The organism is Streptomyces sp. NPDC036815, assembly GCF_055609205.1.
This window is the reverse complement of sequence record NZ_JBVJPW010000035.1, coordinates 1-14815: the sequence shown is the minus strand read 5'-3', so window position 1 is coordinate 14815 and position 14815 is coordinate 1. Positions and strand designations below refer to the sequence as shown.

Genomic DNA, 14815 nt, shown 5'->3' with positions numbered 1-14815 from the left:
TAACACCGGGCCGGGCACAACAGACCCGGAGACAGGTCGTCACCATGACCACGTTCACCCCACGACCTCTGTCCGTCACACCGGCCGTCGGCCCTTCCGAGAACCCTCCGTCGCGGGTGTCCGTCAGGCCCCCGGGGCCGCCCACCGGCCTGCTCGACGGCGCCTGGTGGCCGCGCTCAAGGAACCTTGCTCGCGAACTGCCCGCTCTGACGGGCCTGTTGGACTCTATGTGGGGCCGCATCACGCGCGTCACGGTCAACCCGACATACTGGCCCGCCGTACCGCGCAAGATTCCCGTCAACGGCCGTGTGATCAACGTCGGCTGGTTCCGCGCCGAGCAGGACCCACACCAACTCCTGCTGCTCTCCTACCGCGTCGGGCGCTGGGACCTGCTGATCATCCCCCCGGAGACCGATACGGCAGCCGCCGCACGGCTGATGGCCGCTGCCTGCGACCCCCGCATGGTCCGTACGGGCAGCGCTCTCATCGCCGATGAGCTGGACCGTCACCCCTCAGCCCCAGAGGCATGGGAGGCGGAGGGCGGCCCCATGGCTGCACGCGCCGACGTGCTCTGCGGGAGGTGACGGGGCCATGGACACCGGCCTCACCATCGCTGTCGTCCTCGCGATGATCTCCCTGGGAGCGTTCTTGGTCCGTCGTGTCAACGACCAGCACGCTGAGCGGATCGCGCAGCACCACTACAGCGGTCACCACTCCGGCCGCCGGGGCCTCCTCGGCCCTACGCAGCCAAAACCGGTCACCACGGTCCCACCCATCGCCCACGACCGCCGCGACCACAGGGACGGGGGCCGAGGGCGTCTCCGTCCGCGGCGCCGGAGCGTCAGACGCGCGAAGGGCTGAACGTCATGACCTGGAGGGCGAGCGACTCCGCAGAGCCCGTCCACGGCCGCGCCGACCACACGTCGGCGGCTGTGGGCAGATCTGAGTACCCCGTTCAGCCGGCCGGGACACGGTCGTGCCATAGCTGGACTGTCCCTACGTCGGCACGGCACTCCAGAGCTGCTCTGGTAAGAGCGCGCAAGGGGGAGGAGACTGGGTGGCGGCAGGAGACAGCACCCTGTGGGAAGGTGTCCCCGGGCCACTTGTGGAGGTGGATGGGGCATGCCTGAACTGCCGCGTGAGGAACAGTTGGCGGCCGCATTCGTCGACCTCGCCGACACCTTGGTGCAGGACTTCGACATCATCGGATTCCTGCATACGCTCACCGAGCACTGCGTGAACCTGTTGGATGTGGCCGCAGCCGGGGTCCTGCTTGCCACTCCGGGCGGTCAGTTGGTGGACGCGGCGGCCTCGAACGAGCGCACCCGCCAACTCGAACTGGCCAGCATCGAGTGGGACGAGGGCCCCTGTCGGGACTGTTTCCGGACGAAGAAGCACATCCCCGACGTAGTGCTGGCGACCCAGGCAGCCCGGATGCGATGGCCGCGGTTCGCACCGCGCGCCGTGGCGGCGGGCTTCACTTCGGTCGTAGCGGCCCCGCTCCGGTTGCACACCCAAGTGATCGGGTCCCTGGCCCTGTTCCGGGACCAGGCCGGGCCATTGGATGACTCACAGGTACGGCTGGGGCAGGCGCTGGCCGACACCGCCACCATCGGCGTGCTGCAACAGCGGGCGGTGAGCGAACAGATGACAGTGACCGCACAACTGCAGGCCGCCCTGGACAGCCGCATCATCATCGAGCAGGCCAAGGGCTGTCTGGCAAACCAGCGCGACACCAGCGTCGAGGAGGCGTTCAACCTCATGCGCCGCTACGCACGCGATCACCAGACGCGGCTCACCGAGATCGCTCGCCAGGTGCTGGGGGGCACAGCCGATTCATCGCTTTTCAAGCGGCGCGATCCGTGAGGCACTTGCCCATCGGTGCTGACTGGTGGGCCGACCGCCGCCCGACCTCTCCACCGCCCGCAAGGGAGTGGCTTCGGTGACCCATCCGGTGATGGCAGACTACCTACGCGCCCTCAGCTCACACACGGGACCGGGCCTGGCCCCGCTGCCGCTTGCGGCCTGCGCGAGCATGCTGGACCTGGACGGCCTTGGTCTGCTCCTTGCCCCAGGAGGCGGCGCTGCCGAGCTGGTGCAGTCCTTCGGCGAGCGCACGGTCGCGCTGGAGGATCTGCAACGGGTCCAGGGGCAGGGCCCGAGCTTGGACGCCGTCGGCTGTGGGGCCCTGTTGCTGCTGCCCGACGTGGCCGATGTCTCCGCGTTCGCCCCCGCCCGCTGGCCCGGCCTGCCCGGAGCCATCGAGGCGCTGGACGTACGCGCGGTGTTCTCCTTCCCGCTGCGCATCGGGGTAATTGCGCTCGGCGCCCTCACCGGCCATCGCACCCGTCCCGGACCGATGTCCGCCGACCAACTCACCGATGCGTTCCGCTTGGCCGACACCGTCGCCCAGATCACCATCGCCACTGCTGCCCACGCCGACCTGTCTCCCACCTCGCTCCTTGACGATCCCGGCCTCCACTTCGCCGAGGTCCACCAAGCCACCGGCATGCTCGCGGACCAATTGGGCGCCGACTGCGACCACGCCCTGATCCGGATGCGCGGTCACGCCTTCAGCCACGACCGACCGCTCCTGGACGTCGCCCGTGACGTGCTGGCCCGTCGGCTGCGCATGGACGACAGCGGAGACGACTCGCCGCGACATGCCTGAGGGCGAAGCCCTGCTTGCCGAATGCACGCACTCGGGTATGTCCGGCCCCGGCCGCGTTCAACGAGCACCCGAAGGAGGTGTTCCGCGCCCGCGATCTTCATGAGCAACTGGGCCTGCCCACCGACGAACCCTCGATCCACGTCACCTGCCTCCGCCCGGGACGACTCGTCCACCTAGAGACTGTCCGGTGGGTCGCATGACTAATACGCCGCTGTCTCGTTCCGTTCTGTGTGGGACGGGGTGACCTTTCGGATGGCGAGTGGGACCGGGCGGAGCCGCACCTTCCGAAGAGCGTGGGGCGGGGCGGGCGCTGGAAGGACCACCGCATGGTCATCAATGGGATCCTCTTCCGGCAGCGGTCCGGGATCCCGTGGCGTGATCTTCCCTCACGGTTCGGGAAGTGGAAGACCTGCCACGACAGGCATCGCAGGTGGTCAGCGGACGGTATGCGGGCGAAGGTGCTGAAGGCCGTCCTGGCCGACGCTGACGCAAAGGGCCGGATCCTAGAGCGTGGTGAGCGTGGACTCCACCGTGCGCCGCGTCCACCAGCAGACCGCCGGGGCCCGGGGCCGGCCCGCACGGATACCAAGACGGCGCCGTTTCACGCGGAGAAGTCAGAGGCCGCTGCGATGATCTCGGAATGACTCCCGACTCCCTCGTCTTTCAGCAGCTCACCTCGCCTGACGGCGCCAACCCCAAGATCCGAAGCGACCTCACCGAGTGCTGGATCGAGGTCACCAACGCAGGCGGCGCAGCAGGCTTCCCGTTCCCGCCCGTCGACGCGGCCGCGGTGAGGCCCGCCCTTGATCACATAGTCGATCAGCTTGCCCCTTATACCAGCCGAATCCTCACGGTGGCATTGAACGGTGAACTCGCCGGCTGGCTCAACGTCCGCCGCGACCGGTTCGAGCTCATCGCGCACTGGGGCACCCTCCACCACGTCCAGACCCGAACCGCACTCCGAGGGCTGGGCATCGGACGGGCCCTCATGGAGGAGGCACGCAGAATCGCGAAGGACGAGATGGGGCTGGAGCAACTGCACCTCGCCGCCCGCGGGGGCATGGGTCTGGAGAGCTTCTACGGGCGGCTCGGATGGAAGGAGATCGGCCGCTGGCCCGGCGCCCTTCGGTTCAACGCAGACGACGATCGCGACGAGGTCCTTATGATCCTCACCCCACTCTGAGTAACTCCGCCTTCAGGAATAGCTTCTCAGTTCTTGACGAACAGGTAGTAGTAGCCATTTGAAACGGGCTTTTCCGCCAAGGAAGGGCAACGTGTGTCTGCGAGCGGGAATAGTGCTTCCACTTGCCCGACTGAATCCCGGCGTAGCCAATCCGGTTGCACTGATCGACGTCCCTGTACCCCTCGAGCCGGGTGTAGTCATCGGCGCTTGGGTGGGACGTGAGTGCGCCGTGCCGCACGTCGGCCGTCGGGGCCAGCGGAAAGGCAGCTGAAGCGGTGGGAACCGCGCCCAAAGCGGCTGCGGCGCCTAGTACTGCAACGGTGCTAGCCGTGGCTGCTGGCCGGGTCAGGGGTTGTGTCCGCGTCGTTTGTAGTGGCTGATGCGGGCTTGGTGTTGGCGTCGTCGTCGCCAGTGTGACCAGTGCAGGATGTCGTCGCAGGGGGTGGGGCGGCAGTTGGTGCGGCGGGTGATCAGGCGTCTGATCCCGGCGAGGCTGAGGTGGATGAGCTGAGAGGATCCGTTGCTGCTTTGTCGGCGTCGAGTTCGCGGGCCCGCAGGGCGGTCAGGCTGGCGTGGGCTGCCATGGCCAGGCTTATGTGGCGGTGCCAGCCGGGGTGGCGGCGGACTTGGTAGTCGTCCAGGCCGCACTCTTGCTTCGCGGTCTGGAAGCATTCCTCGACAGCCCACCGGCTGCCTGCGATGCGGCTGACACTGCGGCGGGCGATCACCCAGTGCCGGCGGTCCTCGCGGTGCCAGGCCGGACCTCGACGCGGGCCCAGTCGAAGATCCGCTGGCGGTGGACTCCCTCGCAGCAGGAGCGGCGCTTCCACTTCTGCCGGGCAAGGCCGGGGAACAGGTCATGAAGGGGGTGGTCGAGTGCTCAGCGGGTGACGACGGTGTCGTGCCGGGTGGTGGCCATGACGTGGAAGGCAACCGTGACAGCGCCCGGCCGACGAGGGGGCGCAGACGGCAGCCGGGACAGGCGTTCCTGGGCTTGTCGGCTGAAGGCGCCCGGCCCGGAGGAGAGTAGCCAACCAAGTCCCCGTGCTCCGGGGTGTGTTAGACAGGTAGTAATCAAAGGGGTACTTTGCAGCAGCTCAAGCTCGGAATCATGTCGCAGACCCGCAAAGAGAACGAGCATCGTCTGCCGATCCACCCAGCGCACTTCGAACGCATCGACGTCGACCTTCAGCCCAGCATCTATCTGCAGACCGGTTACGGAGAGCACTTCGGTGTTCCGGACCGTCAGCTTGCACCGTGGGTAGCCGGTTTCCGCTCACGCGAGGAACTGATCGCGGAGAGTGACGTCATCCTGCTGGCCAAACCGTTGCACGAGGATCTGGCGGAGCTGCGGGACGGGCAGGTGCTGTGGGGATGGCCGCACTGCGTGCAGGACGAGAAGGTCACGCAGGCCGCCATCGACCGCAGGCTCACAGTGATCGCCTTCGAGGCGATGAACCACTGGACCCGGGAGGGTGGGTTTAGCCTGCACGTTTTCCACAAGAACAACGAGCTGGCCGGCTACTCATCGGTGCTGCATGCCATGCAGCTGACCGGTGCGACCGGTGACTACGGACGTCGGCGGCGCGCGGTAGTGATCGGCTTCGGTGCCACCGCCCGCGGTGCGGTAACCGCACTCAGCGCGCTGGGCGTTCACGACGTGGACGTGCTGACTGCCCGCGGCACTGCAGCCGTCGGCTCACCGATCCACTCGGCACGGATCGTGCGCTTCGACCACGACGCGGCCGACGACACCCTCGACCCGCGGCGCAGCATCGCGCTCACTGAGGACGGCCCGGAACCGCTGTCCGAGTTCCTCGCCGCGCACGACATCATCGTCAACTGCGTGCTTCAGGACACCGCGGCACCGCTGATGTTCCTGATAGAGGAGGACCTGCCGAAGCTCGAGCCCGGCACCCTCGTCATCGACGTCTCCTGCGACGAGGGCATGGGCTTCGCCTGGGCTCGACCCACCACCTTCAACGAGCCGATGTTCACCGTCGGCGACCACGTCCACTACTACGCCGTGGACCACAGCCCCTCCTACCTGTGGGATGCGGCCACCTGGGAGAACAGCGAGGCGCTGATCCCGTTCCTGCGGCCGGTCCTCGGAGGGCCAAGCGGCTGGGACGGTGACAGCACGATTCGCCGGGCGATCGAGATCCGCGGCGGCACCGTCCAGAACCCCGCGGTCCTGGCCTTCCAGAACCGCGCCGAACAGTACCCGCACGCGCTGCTCTGAACCGACGCCACCTGGTCGACGGCATACCCCATCGGGTATGCCGTGGACCAGACGCCCCGGCCTTCCGTCAGCCTGGCTCGTACGTGTAACCGGATGCCGGCGTCAGCCCCCTGGGTACCGAACCAGGGAGTGCGGCCGGATCTCATCGCCCGGTCTCGCGCCTGGGTGGCGCCCTGTTGTTCAAACTGCGCAGCACCGCAAGAACTCCACCTTATTGTGCGCCATCAGCAGGATGGCGCACATCAAACCGTCCAGTGCCGGAGCGCCGACGGGCGAGGTCGGAATCCGGCGACTACCGGTGACCCATGTGCAAGACATGCTTCGATCAGTTGTTTTACCCCGAAGGGGCGTGCTGAGTTGGAAGCGCTCAGTCCGCCCCTGCTCGCGGAAGTGCTGGTGGGCCGGCCGTGTACCGGGGAATGTGAGCCTGTGGGGTGGGTCGGCACTGGCCCGGCGGGGAGGCCGACGGATCCGAAGTGCTCGACATGCGGCCGAGCGCTGTGCGTGGATTGCGAAAGACTACCTGCCGAGGACGGAGTCGACTCTGCCCACTGTCCTCCGTGTGCAGATCGGATGCCCGGCCGCGCTGCGCCACCGTACGAGCCCTTCGCGGGCGCCCGTATTTAGGTTCTGGTCGCGCTTCCATGACGGCTACGCCAGAGATGCGCTCAGCGTCCAGGTGCTTGGGGCGGCGACGCTCTGGGTCACAGCAACGGCGGGTGGTCAGGCGCGGCGATATTGGCCATTCGGCCCCCAGGATCTTCTCGTCCGTCACTTGATCCTTCACGTTCTTCCCTCTGCGGATCGCGGGCTGACCGGCACGTGAAGCCTGCTGCCGGGAATGCAGCGCTGTCAGCTGACATGTCCGAAACAGGCCAGCGGATCGCTTTCTTCGCTTATACGGCGATGACAGGTCAGCACGGCGGTGCCAGAGTGTGCGCGCACGGCACGTCGCGGGACTCCGGCCGGACCCGTCCCCGCACTCTGGTGCCCGCCTCCCGTGGCGCCAGGGCCTTGAGAGCACGTCTCACTTCAGCACGCCCCTGCCCGTGATTCCGGGGCGGGGGCCGGAGAGGGAACGCGATGGGTTCATGGCAGTGGAACGACCAGGAAAGGCCCACCACGGCAGTCGGTGTCCGGGCCACGATGGGCGCCGTCACCATGAAGGACGACCCCCAGGCCGTGCAGCGGCCGTACGCCTTCGTGCGCGGCTATGACTCGCGTCTGCACGTCAACTGGTGGGACGGTAAGGCGTGGCACTGGAGCGACCAGGGCACGCCGGCCGGGCGCACGGTCATCGAGAAGGTCGGCGCCGTCACCATGCAGAACGACGCCGACGCGCAGCAGCGCCCGTACGTCTTCGTCGTCACCGACGACTCGAAGCTGCACGTGAACTGGTGGGACGGCTCCAAGTGGCACTGGAGCGACCAGGGCGCGCCCGCCGGACGTCTGATCCGTGAGGGCGTCGGCGTCATCTCCGCCCGGGACAATCCGAGCGCGGCGCAGCGCCCGTACGCCTTCGTCATCACCGACGACTTCCGCCTGTGGGTCAACTGGTGGGACGGCTCGAAGTGGCACTGGAGCGACCAGGGCGCCCCGCCGAACCGCACCATCTCCCGGCCCATCGGCGTCACCACGATGAAGAACGACCCCAACGCCTTCACCCGCCCCTACGCCTTCGTCATCACCGACGACTCCAAGGTCTGGGTCAACTGGTGGGACGGCTCCAAGTGGCACTGGAGCGACCAAGGCGCACCGTCCGGGCAGCCGGTCAAGAAGGGTGCGGGCGTCGTCAGCGTCCAGAACGACCCGAATGCGGCGGAGCGGCCGTACGTCTTCGTCCAGGGCTACGACTCGAAGCTGTACGTCAACTGGTGGGACGGCTCCACGTGGCACTGGAGCGACCAGGGCACGCCCAGCGGGCGGCTTATCCTCGACTCCGTCGGCGTGGTCACGATGAAGGACAACCCGAACGCCTTCACCCGCCCGTACGCCTTCGTCATCGCCGACGATTCGAAGCTGTACGTCAACTGGTGGGACGGCAAGGCGTGGCACTGGGCCGCCCAGAACACCCCACCCGGACGCATCATCGAGCGCCCCGGCGAGGCACTCACCATGCAGGACAATCCAAATGCCACGCAGCGGCCGTACGCCTTCGTCATCACCGATGACTCCGCCCTGTGGGTCAACTGGTGGTCGCTGCCCTAAGCCGCCCCATGGGTAGGCCGCCAGGAAAGCCCCGGCGGCCTACCTGGCTCGGCGGCTGCCTCCTGGTCTGGACACTGGTCGCATCCCTGGCGCAGTCACCACGGAAGTGAGGTCAGAACCCGCCAGTTGGCCGCTCTGAGCGTGCCACTTGTCCGGACGCTGCGACGGGCACGCTTTGAGGGTGACTGCATTTCTGAACCAGCTGCCTGCACTCATAGGTGTCATCGTCGGTGTCCTGGGGACGCTGCTCACGGCACGGCTCAACGACAGGGCGCAGTGGGAGCGTGCCTTCTCGGTGCGGTGGGATGAACGACGATTGGATGCCTACTCCGAGTTCGGCCGGGCGCTCAAGGAGGTCCACTTACTTGCGCATCGCCTCACGGCGTCGTCACGATCCTCATCGCGGGCGCATCCGATCGATCGGGCCACGGGGCTTGAACTGATCGCCCAAGCGGACGCCCAGCGGACCAAGGCGTGGGAGGCGGTGCTTCTGCTGGGCGACGCCGACACGGTGGCCGCCGCGCGCGAGTGGCGCTGGGCAGTGCTGCAGCTGGAGCGGGCGGCACGTGGTGTTGCTGGCGACGACTTCGACTGGATAGTTGCCGTACGACGCGCGGACGAAGGCCGGGACCGCTTCTATGCCGCGGCCAGGACCAGCCTGACCGTGGGCAGTGGCAACGTAGCCCAAGCGCGATGGCTCATCGATCGACAGATGAACTCCTGATTCCGACGTGGCGGTAGAAGCGGGCGAGTCGGTGAGCGCCCAAGTGGCCAAATGGCGCTCAGTCACAGTGGCTAGGTGTGCTGTAGTGATCGAGCTCTTGCCGCTCCCTGGCAACCCGACCGAGCTTCACCTGAGCATCCTCTACGTCGACACGCTGAGTGACACCCTCGACGCGGGCACCCGGGAGGAGTGGAGCGTGGAGATCTTCCACCGCAGTCGGCAGCACGACAGCAACCGTTGCCCGACCGCCACCCGGCGCGTGCGACGTAGCGGGCTGGTCCGCGTGCGCCATGGGCGACGGCGTGGCCGGTTCGACGACCTTCTCGCATGTGTACCTCGATCGTGGGCGCAACGCATCCGCAGCCATGGAGGAGGCGTCTGAGGATCTTGGTGAGATCGCCCAGACGCTCCTCGACCCCGCCACGGGCTGTTACACGGACGAGGTCGGGGAACTGCTGGAGTATGGCGGTTCCGCCTTGCTCGTCATGGACCGCGTCACCCTGCACGAGGAACGGAGTGGGCGCGGCTTGGGCGTGATCCTCGCTTCCGAAGTCATCTTCCGGCTGATGCCCGGGTGTCGGGCCGTGGCGTGCTCTCCCGGAGTCTCCGACCCGAGTGCGGCCCGGCTGCCGAACGAAGCCGAGTGGGACCGCGTCACGGCCAAGATCGCCAGAGGGTGGGAGCAGCTCCGGTTCCTTCCCTACCGGGACAACGTCTTCGTCGTGTCGCCGGCATCGCTGGTCCTGGAGGAGCAGCGAGGCCAACTCCGCCGGAGGCTCGTGGAACTTGGGGCCGCCTGGGCGGCGGCCCGCGCATAGCGTGGCCGCCCGTATGCCCGTGCCGCGCAGTTGTGGGTTCTCAGAATGCTCGTCACATGCCTGAGTATGTCGACGCTGTGGACTCCCGCTCTCTGTTCCTTCTCACGTCGATGGCCCATGAGCCATTCCAACGTAACGGTGCGGTACACCAGTTGGGCTGGTCTGTGACGTGGTGAAGCTCCTGGTAGACGGTGTCACGACCAAGATCCACCGTGCGCCACCAGGAGCTCGTGCGCTTGTCCATCCGTCGGCGATCGATCTGTCCACCGCGCATCTGCGGCACCTTACGCGTCAACTGGCCGGACACCGCCGGGAGATCGGGACGCGATGGCGGCGGCTGACCGCAGATCGCCAAGCCCTGATCGCCCTGGCACACGTGCGCTGCGGTGACACCTACGCCCAGCCCGCCGCGGGTTTCGGCATCGGGATCGCGACCGCGCACCGCCACGTCCAGGAGGCGATCGGGGTACTGGCCGTGCTCGCATCACCGCTCGACGAGGCGATATCCACGGCCCGGAAGAAGACGTATCTGATCCTGGACGGCACGGTGCCGCCGATCGACCGGATCGCCCCTGACCGGCCGTACTACTCCGGGAAGAAGAAGCATCACGCATGAACGTGCAGGTCCTGACCGACCCTTTCGGTCGGCTGCTGTGGGCCTCTCCCGCGCTACCCAGCGCCACCCATGACCTGACCGCCGCACGCGAGCACGGCATCATCAACGCACTCGCCACGGCTGGGTTCACCACCTACGCCGACAAGGCGTACCAGGGCGCTGGCCGCCCTGTCCGGGTCCCCTTTCGAGGCCGACGACTCAAGCGATGGCAGCGACGGCACCACACCACCCACGCCAAGATCCGATGCGTCGGAGAACAGGCCATGGCCGTACTGAAGGGCTGGCGCCTGCTACGCAAGCTCCGCTGCAGCACCAACCGCATCACCGACGTCGTGAAGGCCGTCCTCGTCCTCCATCACGCCTCAACGTGATGTGGGAAAGCGCTCACTGTCCATCACGCGGTCGGAGCGTATCCGGCCGAGTAGCTCGGCGGGGAGTCGGTTGGAGAGAGCCGTATCGCGTCCAGGATCTGACGCGACGAAGTCCGGCCCGCTTATGGTGCGGTGACGAACGAGAGGGCCGGCTGGGCGTGAAGTGGTCCGGCGAGCGTCCGTTGTGGCCGGAGAGGTGATGGAGCAAGTGCTTCGAGCTGGTGGGTGCGTCGGGGGCGCAGTCAGTGGGTGACAGTGGCTGCCTGCCCGTCGTGGTCGACGAGATCGAACTGGGCTGGAAACTCCTCTGGGGGGTAGGGGACGTTTGTGGTGGTGAGGGTTGCCGGCGGGGGAGGCGTGAGGGGAGTCCAAAGGGTGGTGGGGCGCTCTGGGACTGTTCGTCTCGTGCCATGTCTCGGGCGTACGCTGCCCGTTCGGTACCTCTGTCTCACTCGTCTACCTCTTATCTCGTCTTGTCGGGCGATTGCGTCATCGTTGTGCCCGAGCCCGCACATGTTCCGGGGGCGGTGTACTTGGCCGATCCAAATCCCGAGCTGACTTCCTTCTTGGAGGCGACATGCACAGTGCTCTTCTCGTGATGGATGTTCAACAGGCCATCGTGGACATCGCCGACGATGGTTCGGGATACCTGCCACGCCTGCGAAGAGCGATCGATGGCGCCCGGGCGGCCAAGATCCCCGTGATCTACGTGGTCATCGGATTGCGCCCCGGTTTCCCGGAAGTTGGTACACGCAATAAGGCTCTGACTGCCATCGCGCGAGCCGGCTTCTATGTAGAGGGCGCCCCCGGCACTGAGATCCACCCTGACGTCGCGCCCCGGCCGGGCGATGTGGTGGTCACCAAGAGGCGTGCGAGTGCGTTCTCGGGCAGTGACCTGGATGTGGTGTTGCGGGCGCGTGGTATCGACAGTCTCGTGCTCGCCGGAATTGCGACGAGCGCTGTGGTGCTGTCCACGCTGTGTCAGGCCAACGATATGGACTTCGGTCTCACCGTTCTCTCCGACGCCTGTCTGGACACCGATCCAGAGGTGCATCGAGTGCTCATTGAGCGGTTGTTCCCGCAGTGGGCGGATGTGGTGACTGTCGAGGGCTGGCTCATGGCGAACACGGCGCAATAGCCCCTTTCGCTCGGACCGTGCAAGGCTTGCCGTACCTTCTGAGTGGAAACCGGATGTGCTGCTCACCGTCGGTGCGGCGGCGCATTCTTGGGGGGACAATGTGTTTGCCGAAGATCTGGATGTGGCCCGTCAGTTGCGGTTGACTTTCGGACTTCGGGACCTCCTGGACGAGCACTGGGCCATGCGTGAGATCTGTCCGGTTTGCGTACGAGAGTGCGGAGGGCCCTCTGCCATCGACGTGCTCTTGGGTGGCTACCGTCACCTACTCGCTGCGGGTGGACTGGCTCGAGGACCACGCCACTTCCGCGATGGCCTTCGCCGAGGTCCTCGGTAATGACGCAGTATTCGGGCGAACTCCCACGACATCTACGGTGAACTGGGGTCGGCTGCCGCACTGGCACTCATTGGTCAACTAGAACTCCGGCACCTTGCCGAACTGCGCCACGTACTTGCTGCGGGACAGGGGAACCATGGTTTCACCCGTTTTCACAAAACCGCTGAGGCGGTTTGGTGTTCCGTGCGCGTGTGCGGCCGGGGCGGGTTGGCGAGGCTCTTGCGGTTGGTCCGGTTGATCTGGGCTGGGTTGATGGGTTCGGTTGGGGTGGTTGTTCTGTGCGGTTTGGGTGGGGTGTCCGGGCTCGTCGGACTCTCTACTGGGGTGTGTGGGTGGGGTGGGGTGGTGTCTTGAGGGTGGCTTGAGGGGTGGTGGGTGGGGGTTGGGGGTTGGGTAGAAACCAGCTACGCGGTTTTCTATTGACAGGGTGGGGGGAATCTATTTGAATCGGGGTGCGGTAGGGGGGTGTCCCCCGGGTGAGCGGCATCAACCATGTTTCGGGGGGGGCGCTGTGGACATCGAGGTGCTGGGTGCGTTGGCGGTGCGGGTGAATGGTCGTTCGATCACGCCGACGGCGCCGAAGCCGCGTCAGGTGTTGGCGTTGCTGGCGTTGCATGCGGGGCGGATGGTGCCGGTGTCGGTGTTGACGGAGGAGTTGTGGGGGGGTGCGCCGCCGCGGAGTGCGCGTACGACGTTGCAGACGTATGTGCTGCAGTTGCGTGAGTTGATTGCTGCGGCGCTGGATCAGGGTGCTCCTGCCCCTGCCCCTGCCCCTGCCCCTGCCCCTGCTTCTGTCTCGGGTGTGGTGGTTCCGGGTGTGGGTGCCGGTAGTGTGCCTGGCCCTGTGCTTGGTGGCGCCGTCTCTGCCGCTGGTGTTGGTGTTCCCGGTGTCGTGTCCGGTGCTGGTGTTGCTACCGGTTTGGCCCCCGCCCCCGGTGCCGGGGCCGCTGTGGGTGTTGTCCCTGGCGCGGTGCCTGTGGGTGGCGCCCTTCCTGATGTTGTCGGCGCCGCCTCCGCCTCTGCTGCTGCCGCCTCGGTTTCTGTCTCCGCTCCCGCTTCCGTCTCTGCCTCTGCTCCCGCTTCTCCCTCCTCCTCCGCTCCCTCCGTCTCTGCCTCCGCTTCTGCTGCCGCCTCGGCCTCGGTCTCGGCTTCCGCTTCTGCTTCTGTCTCCGCCTCTTCTGTCTCCACCTCTGTGTCTGTCCCGGCTTCTGCCTGTGTTTCTGCTTCGGTGGCTGGTGGGGTGGGTGGGCGGGTGCGGGCGAAGGATGTGCTGGTGACGATGCCGGGTGGGTATTTGTTGGTGGCGGGTGCGGGGTTGAGTGATGTGCGGGTGTTTGAGGGGTTGGCGGGGGCGGGGTATCGGGCGATGGATGGGGGGGATTGGGTGGGGGCGGCGCGGCAGTTGCGTGAGGCGTTGGGGTTGTGGTCGGGGACGGCGTTTGCTGATGTGCAGGCGGGGCCGCAGTTGCAGATGGAGATCAAGCGGTTGGATGAGAGCCGGTTGTGTGCGTTGGACCGGCGGATTGAGGCGGATCTGCGGTTGGGCCGGCATCGGGAGTTGTTGTCGGAGTTGACGGTGTTGGTGAATGGGTATCGCACGCATGAGAGTTTGCATGCGCAGTTCATGCTGGCGTTGCATCGTTCGGGGCGGCGGGGGGAGGCGTTGGCGGTGTATCAGCGGCTTCGGGCGACGTTGGTGCGGGATTTGGGGCTGGAGCCTTCGGCGCGGTTGCGGCGTTTGCAGCGGTCTATTTTGAGTGCGGGTCAGGAGGTTGCGGCGCCGTCGTCCGGGGGTGGCGGGGGGCATCTGGCGGCGACCGGTTAGCCGGTGCGTCCGTGTGCTCCCGGCCTGCGGCTGGTGGGCTGTCGCCCCTCGGGGTGCGGTGGCCGCGTGGGGTGGGGCCGTCGGGTTTCCTCCCCGGTCCGGCCGCCCCGCTCCGCCCCGGTACGGCGCCCGGGTACGGCGTCCCCTGCGCACGGCGCCTCGTACGGCGCCCCCGGTACGGCGCCCCCCCCGGCACGGTGCCTCTCGGGGGTGGTCTGTGGGTCCGGTGCGGCCCGTTCGTGGGTGGGGGTGGTCGCGGGCGGTGGGGGGTGGGGACAACGTTTTCCTGTCCGTTGTGTGGGTTTCACTTCAGCTCATGTGTGCCTGGTCTGGGGCGTCTAATGTGCGGGCGGGGCAGGCCGCCTGACACTCCCTCACTCCCGACCTCGCACCGTTCGCCCCCCGTTCCCTCACTCCCTGTCCCTCACTCTCACCCTCGCCCTTCGGCCTCCAGCGTCTCGTCCTCGTTTCTGATGTCTCATGTGTTGTTTCTTGTGTGTCTTTCCGGGGGTTGGTGGGAGCTGGTGTCGGGGGCGGGTGGGTGGGGGGTTTGGTGTTGGGGTTGTGGTGTGGAAGGGAGTGTGTTTCGGGGTTGTAGTGCAGGGGCCCGTGGCGGGCTGCAGTCAGGTTGAGGATTTCGACGACGTACGGAGGAAACCCATGAAGATTCAGGTTCTGGGTCCGT

The 14815-nt window shown here is 66.9% G+C and carries 9 protein-coding genes and 5 pseudogenes; 13 read left to right on the top strand and 1 reads right to left on the bottom strand.

Annotation, left to right across the window (positions count from 1 at the left end; genetic code table 11):
• Positions 1 to 44 precede the first annotated feature (44 nt).
• The 5 genes and pseudogenes from ACZ69I_RS37735 to ACZ69I_RS37715 all read left to right on the top strand — a co-directional run bounded on the left by ACZ69I_RS37735 (position 45) and on the right by ACZ69I_RS37715 (position 3854).
• Entirely contained in the window at positions 45 to 584 is a 540-nt protein-coding gene (locus tag ACZ69I_RS37735; RefSeq protein WP_470837033.1) for a DUF5994 family protein, read from the top strand.
• Positions 585 to 1122: 538 nt separating this feature from the next.
• A complete protein-coding gene (locus ACZ69I_RS37730) occupies positions 1123 to 1866 on the top strand; it encodes an ANTAR domain-containing protein (protein ID WP_467682732.1) in 744 nt (247 codons plus the stop codon).
• Between the two features lie 91 nt (positions 1867 to 1957).
• The gene (locus ACZ69I_RS37725) at positions 1958 to 2671 is read left to right on the top strand and encodes an ANTAR domain-containing protein (RefSeq protein ID WP_470837032.1); all 714 of its coding nucleotides are present in this window, start codon (positions 1958 to 1960) and stop codon (positions 2669 to 2671) included.
• 230 nt (positions 2672 to 2901) lie between these two features.
• Positions 2902 to 3283, top strand: a pseudogene (locus tag ACZ69I_RS37720) (IS5 family transposase); the annotation flags it as partial.
• Between the two features lie 28 nt (positions 3284 to 3311).
• The gene (locus ACZ69I_RS37715) at positions 3312 to 3854 is read left to right on the top strand and encodes a GNAT family N-acetyltransferase (protein ID WP_470837030.1); all 543 of its coding nucleotides are present in this window, start codon (positions 3312 to 3314) and stop codon (positions 3852 to 3854) included.
• Positions 3855 to 4324: 470 nt separating this feature from the next.
• On the opposite strand, the pseudogene ACZ69I_RS37710 reads toward ACZ69I_RS37715, so the two are convergent.
• Positions 4325 to 4782: pseudogene (locus ACZ69I_RS37710) on the bottom strand (IS701 family transposase); the annotation flags it as partial.
• A 159-nt stretch (positions 4783 to 4941) separates the two neighbouring features.
• On the opposite strand from ACZ69I_RS37710, the gene ACZ69I_RS37705 reads away from it, so the two are divergent.
• The 8 genes and pseudogenes from ACZ69I_RS37705 to ACZ69I_RS37670 all read left to right on the top strand — a co-directional run.
• Positions 4942 to 6096 (top strand): N(5)-(carboxyethyl)ornithine synthase, encoded by a 1155-nt coding sequence (locus tag ACZ69I_RS37705; RefSeq protein ID WP_470837029.1) that lies wholly within the window; start codon positions 4942 to 4944, stop codon positions 6094 to 6096.
• A 1083-nt stretch (positions 6097 to 7179) separates the two neighbouring features.
• Entirely contained in the window at positions 7180 to 8304 is a 1125-nt protein-coding gene (locus tag ACZ69I_RS37700; protein WP_470837027.1) for a PLL family lectin, read from the top strand.
• Between the two features lie 181 nt (positions 8305 to 8485).
• Complete coding sequence (locus ACZ69I_RS37695) at positions 8486 to 9028, top strand: hypothetical protein (RefSeq protein ID WP_470837026.1); 543 nt, start codon at positions 8486 to 8488, stop codon at positions 9026 to 9028.
• Between the two features lie 290 nt (positions 9029 to 9318).
• Positions 9319 to 9846 carry a hypothetical protein gene (locus tag ACZ69I_RS37690; RefSeq protein ID WP_470837024.1) on the top strand — a complete coding sequence of 176 codons (528 nt, stop codon included), beginning with the start codon at positions 9319 to 9321 and terminating at the stop codon, positions 9844 to 9846.
• A 205-nt stretch (positions 9847 to 10051) separates the two neighbouring features.
• Positions 10052 to 10833, top strand: a pseudogene (locus ACZ69I_RS37685) (transposase family protein).
• Positions 10834 to 11410: 577 nt separating this feature from the next.
• Positions 11411 to 11971, top strand: coding sequence for a cysteine hydrolase family protein (locus ACZ69I_RS37680; RefSeq protein WP_470837022.1), 561 nt, complete (start codon positions 11411 to 11413; stop codon positions 11969 to 11971).
• A gap of 845 nt (positions 11972 to 12816) precedes the next feature.
• Positions 12817 to 13056, top strand: a pseudogene (locus ACZ69I_RS37675) (AfsR/SARP family transcriptional regulator); the annotation flags it as partial.
• Positions 13057 to 13557: 501 nt separating this feature from the next.
• A pseudogene (locus tag ACZ69I_RS37670) lies at positions 13558 to 14130 on the top strand (AfsR/SARP family transcriptional regulator); the annotation flags it as partial.
• Positions 14131 to 14815 lie beyond the last annotated feature (685 nt).

What these genes read in the sequence shown, in the direction of transcription:
- ACZ69I_RS37735 (WP_470837033.1), top strand. Translation starts at nt 45, where the DNA reads ATGACCACGTTCACCCCACGACCTCTGTCCGTCACACCGGCCGTCGGC.
- ACZ69I_RS37730 (WP_467682732.1), top strand. Translation starts at nt 1,123, where the DNA reads ATGCCTGAACTGCCGCGTGAGGAACAGTTGGCGGCCGCATTCGTCGAC.
- ACZ69I_RS37725 (WP_470837032.1), top strand. Translation starts at nt 1,958, where the DNA reads ATGGCAGACTACCTACGCGCCCTCAGCTCACACACGGGACCGGGCCTG.
- ACZ69I_RS37715 (WP_470837030.1), top strand. Translation starts at nt 3,312, where the DNA reads ATGACTCCCGACTCCCTCGTCTTTCAGCAGCTCACCTCGCCTGACGGC.
- ACZ69I_RS37700 (WP_470837027.1), top strand. Translation starts at nt 7,180, where the DNA reads ATGGGTTCATGGCAGTGGAACGACCAGGAAAGGCCCACCACGGCAGTC.
- ACZ69I_RS37690 (WP_470837024.1), top strand. Translation starts at nt 9,319, where the DNA reads ATGGGCGACGGCGTGGCCGGTTCGACGACCTTCTCGCATGTGTACCTC.
- ACZ69I_RS37680 (WP_470837022.1), top strand. Translation starts at nt 11,411, where the DNA reads ATGCACAGTGCTCTTCTCGTGATGGATGTTCAACAGGCCATCGTGGAC.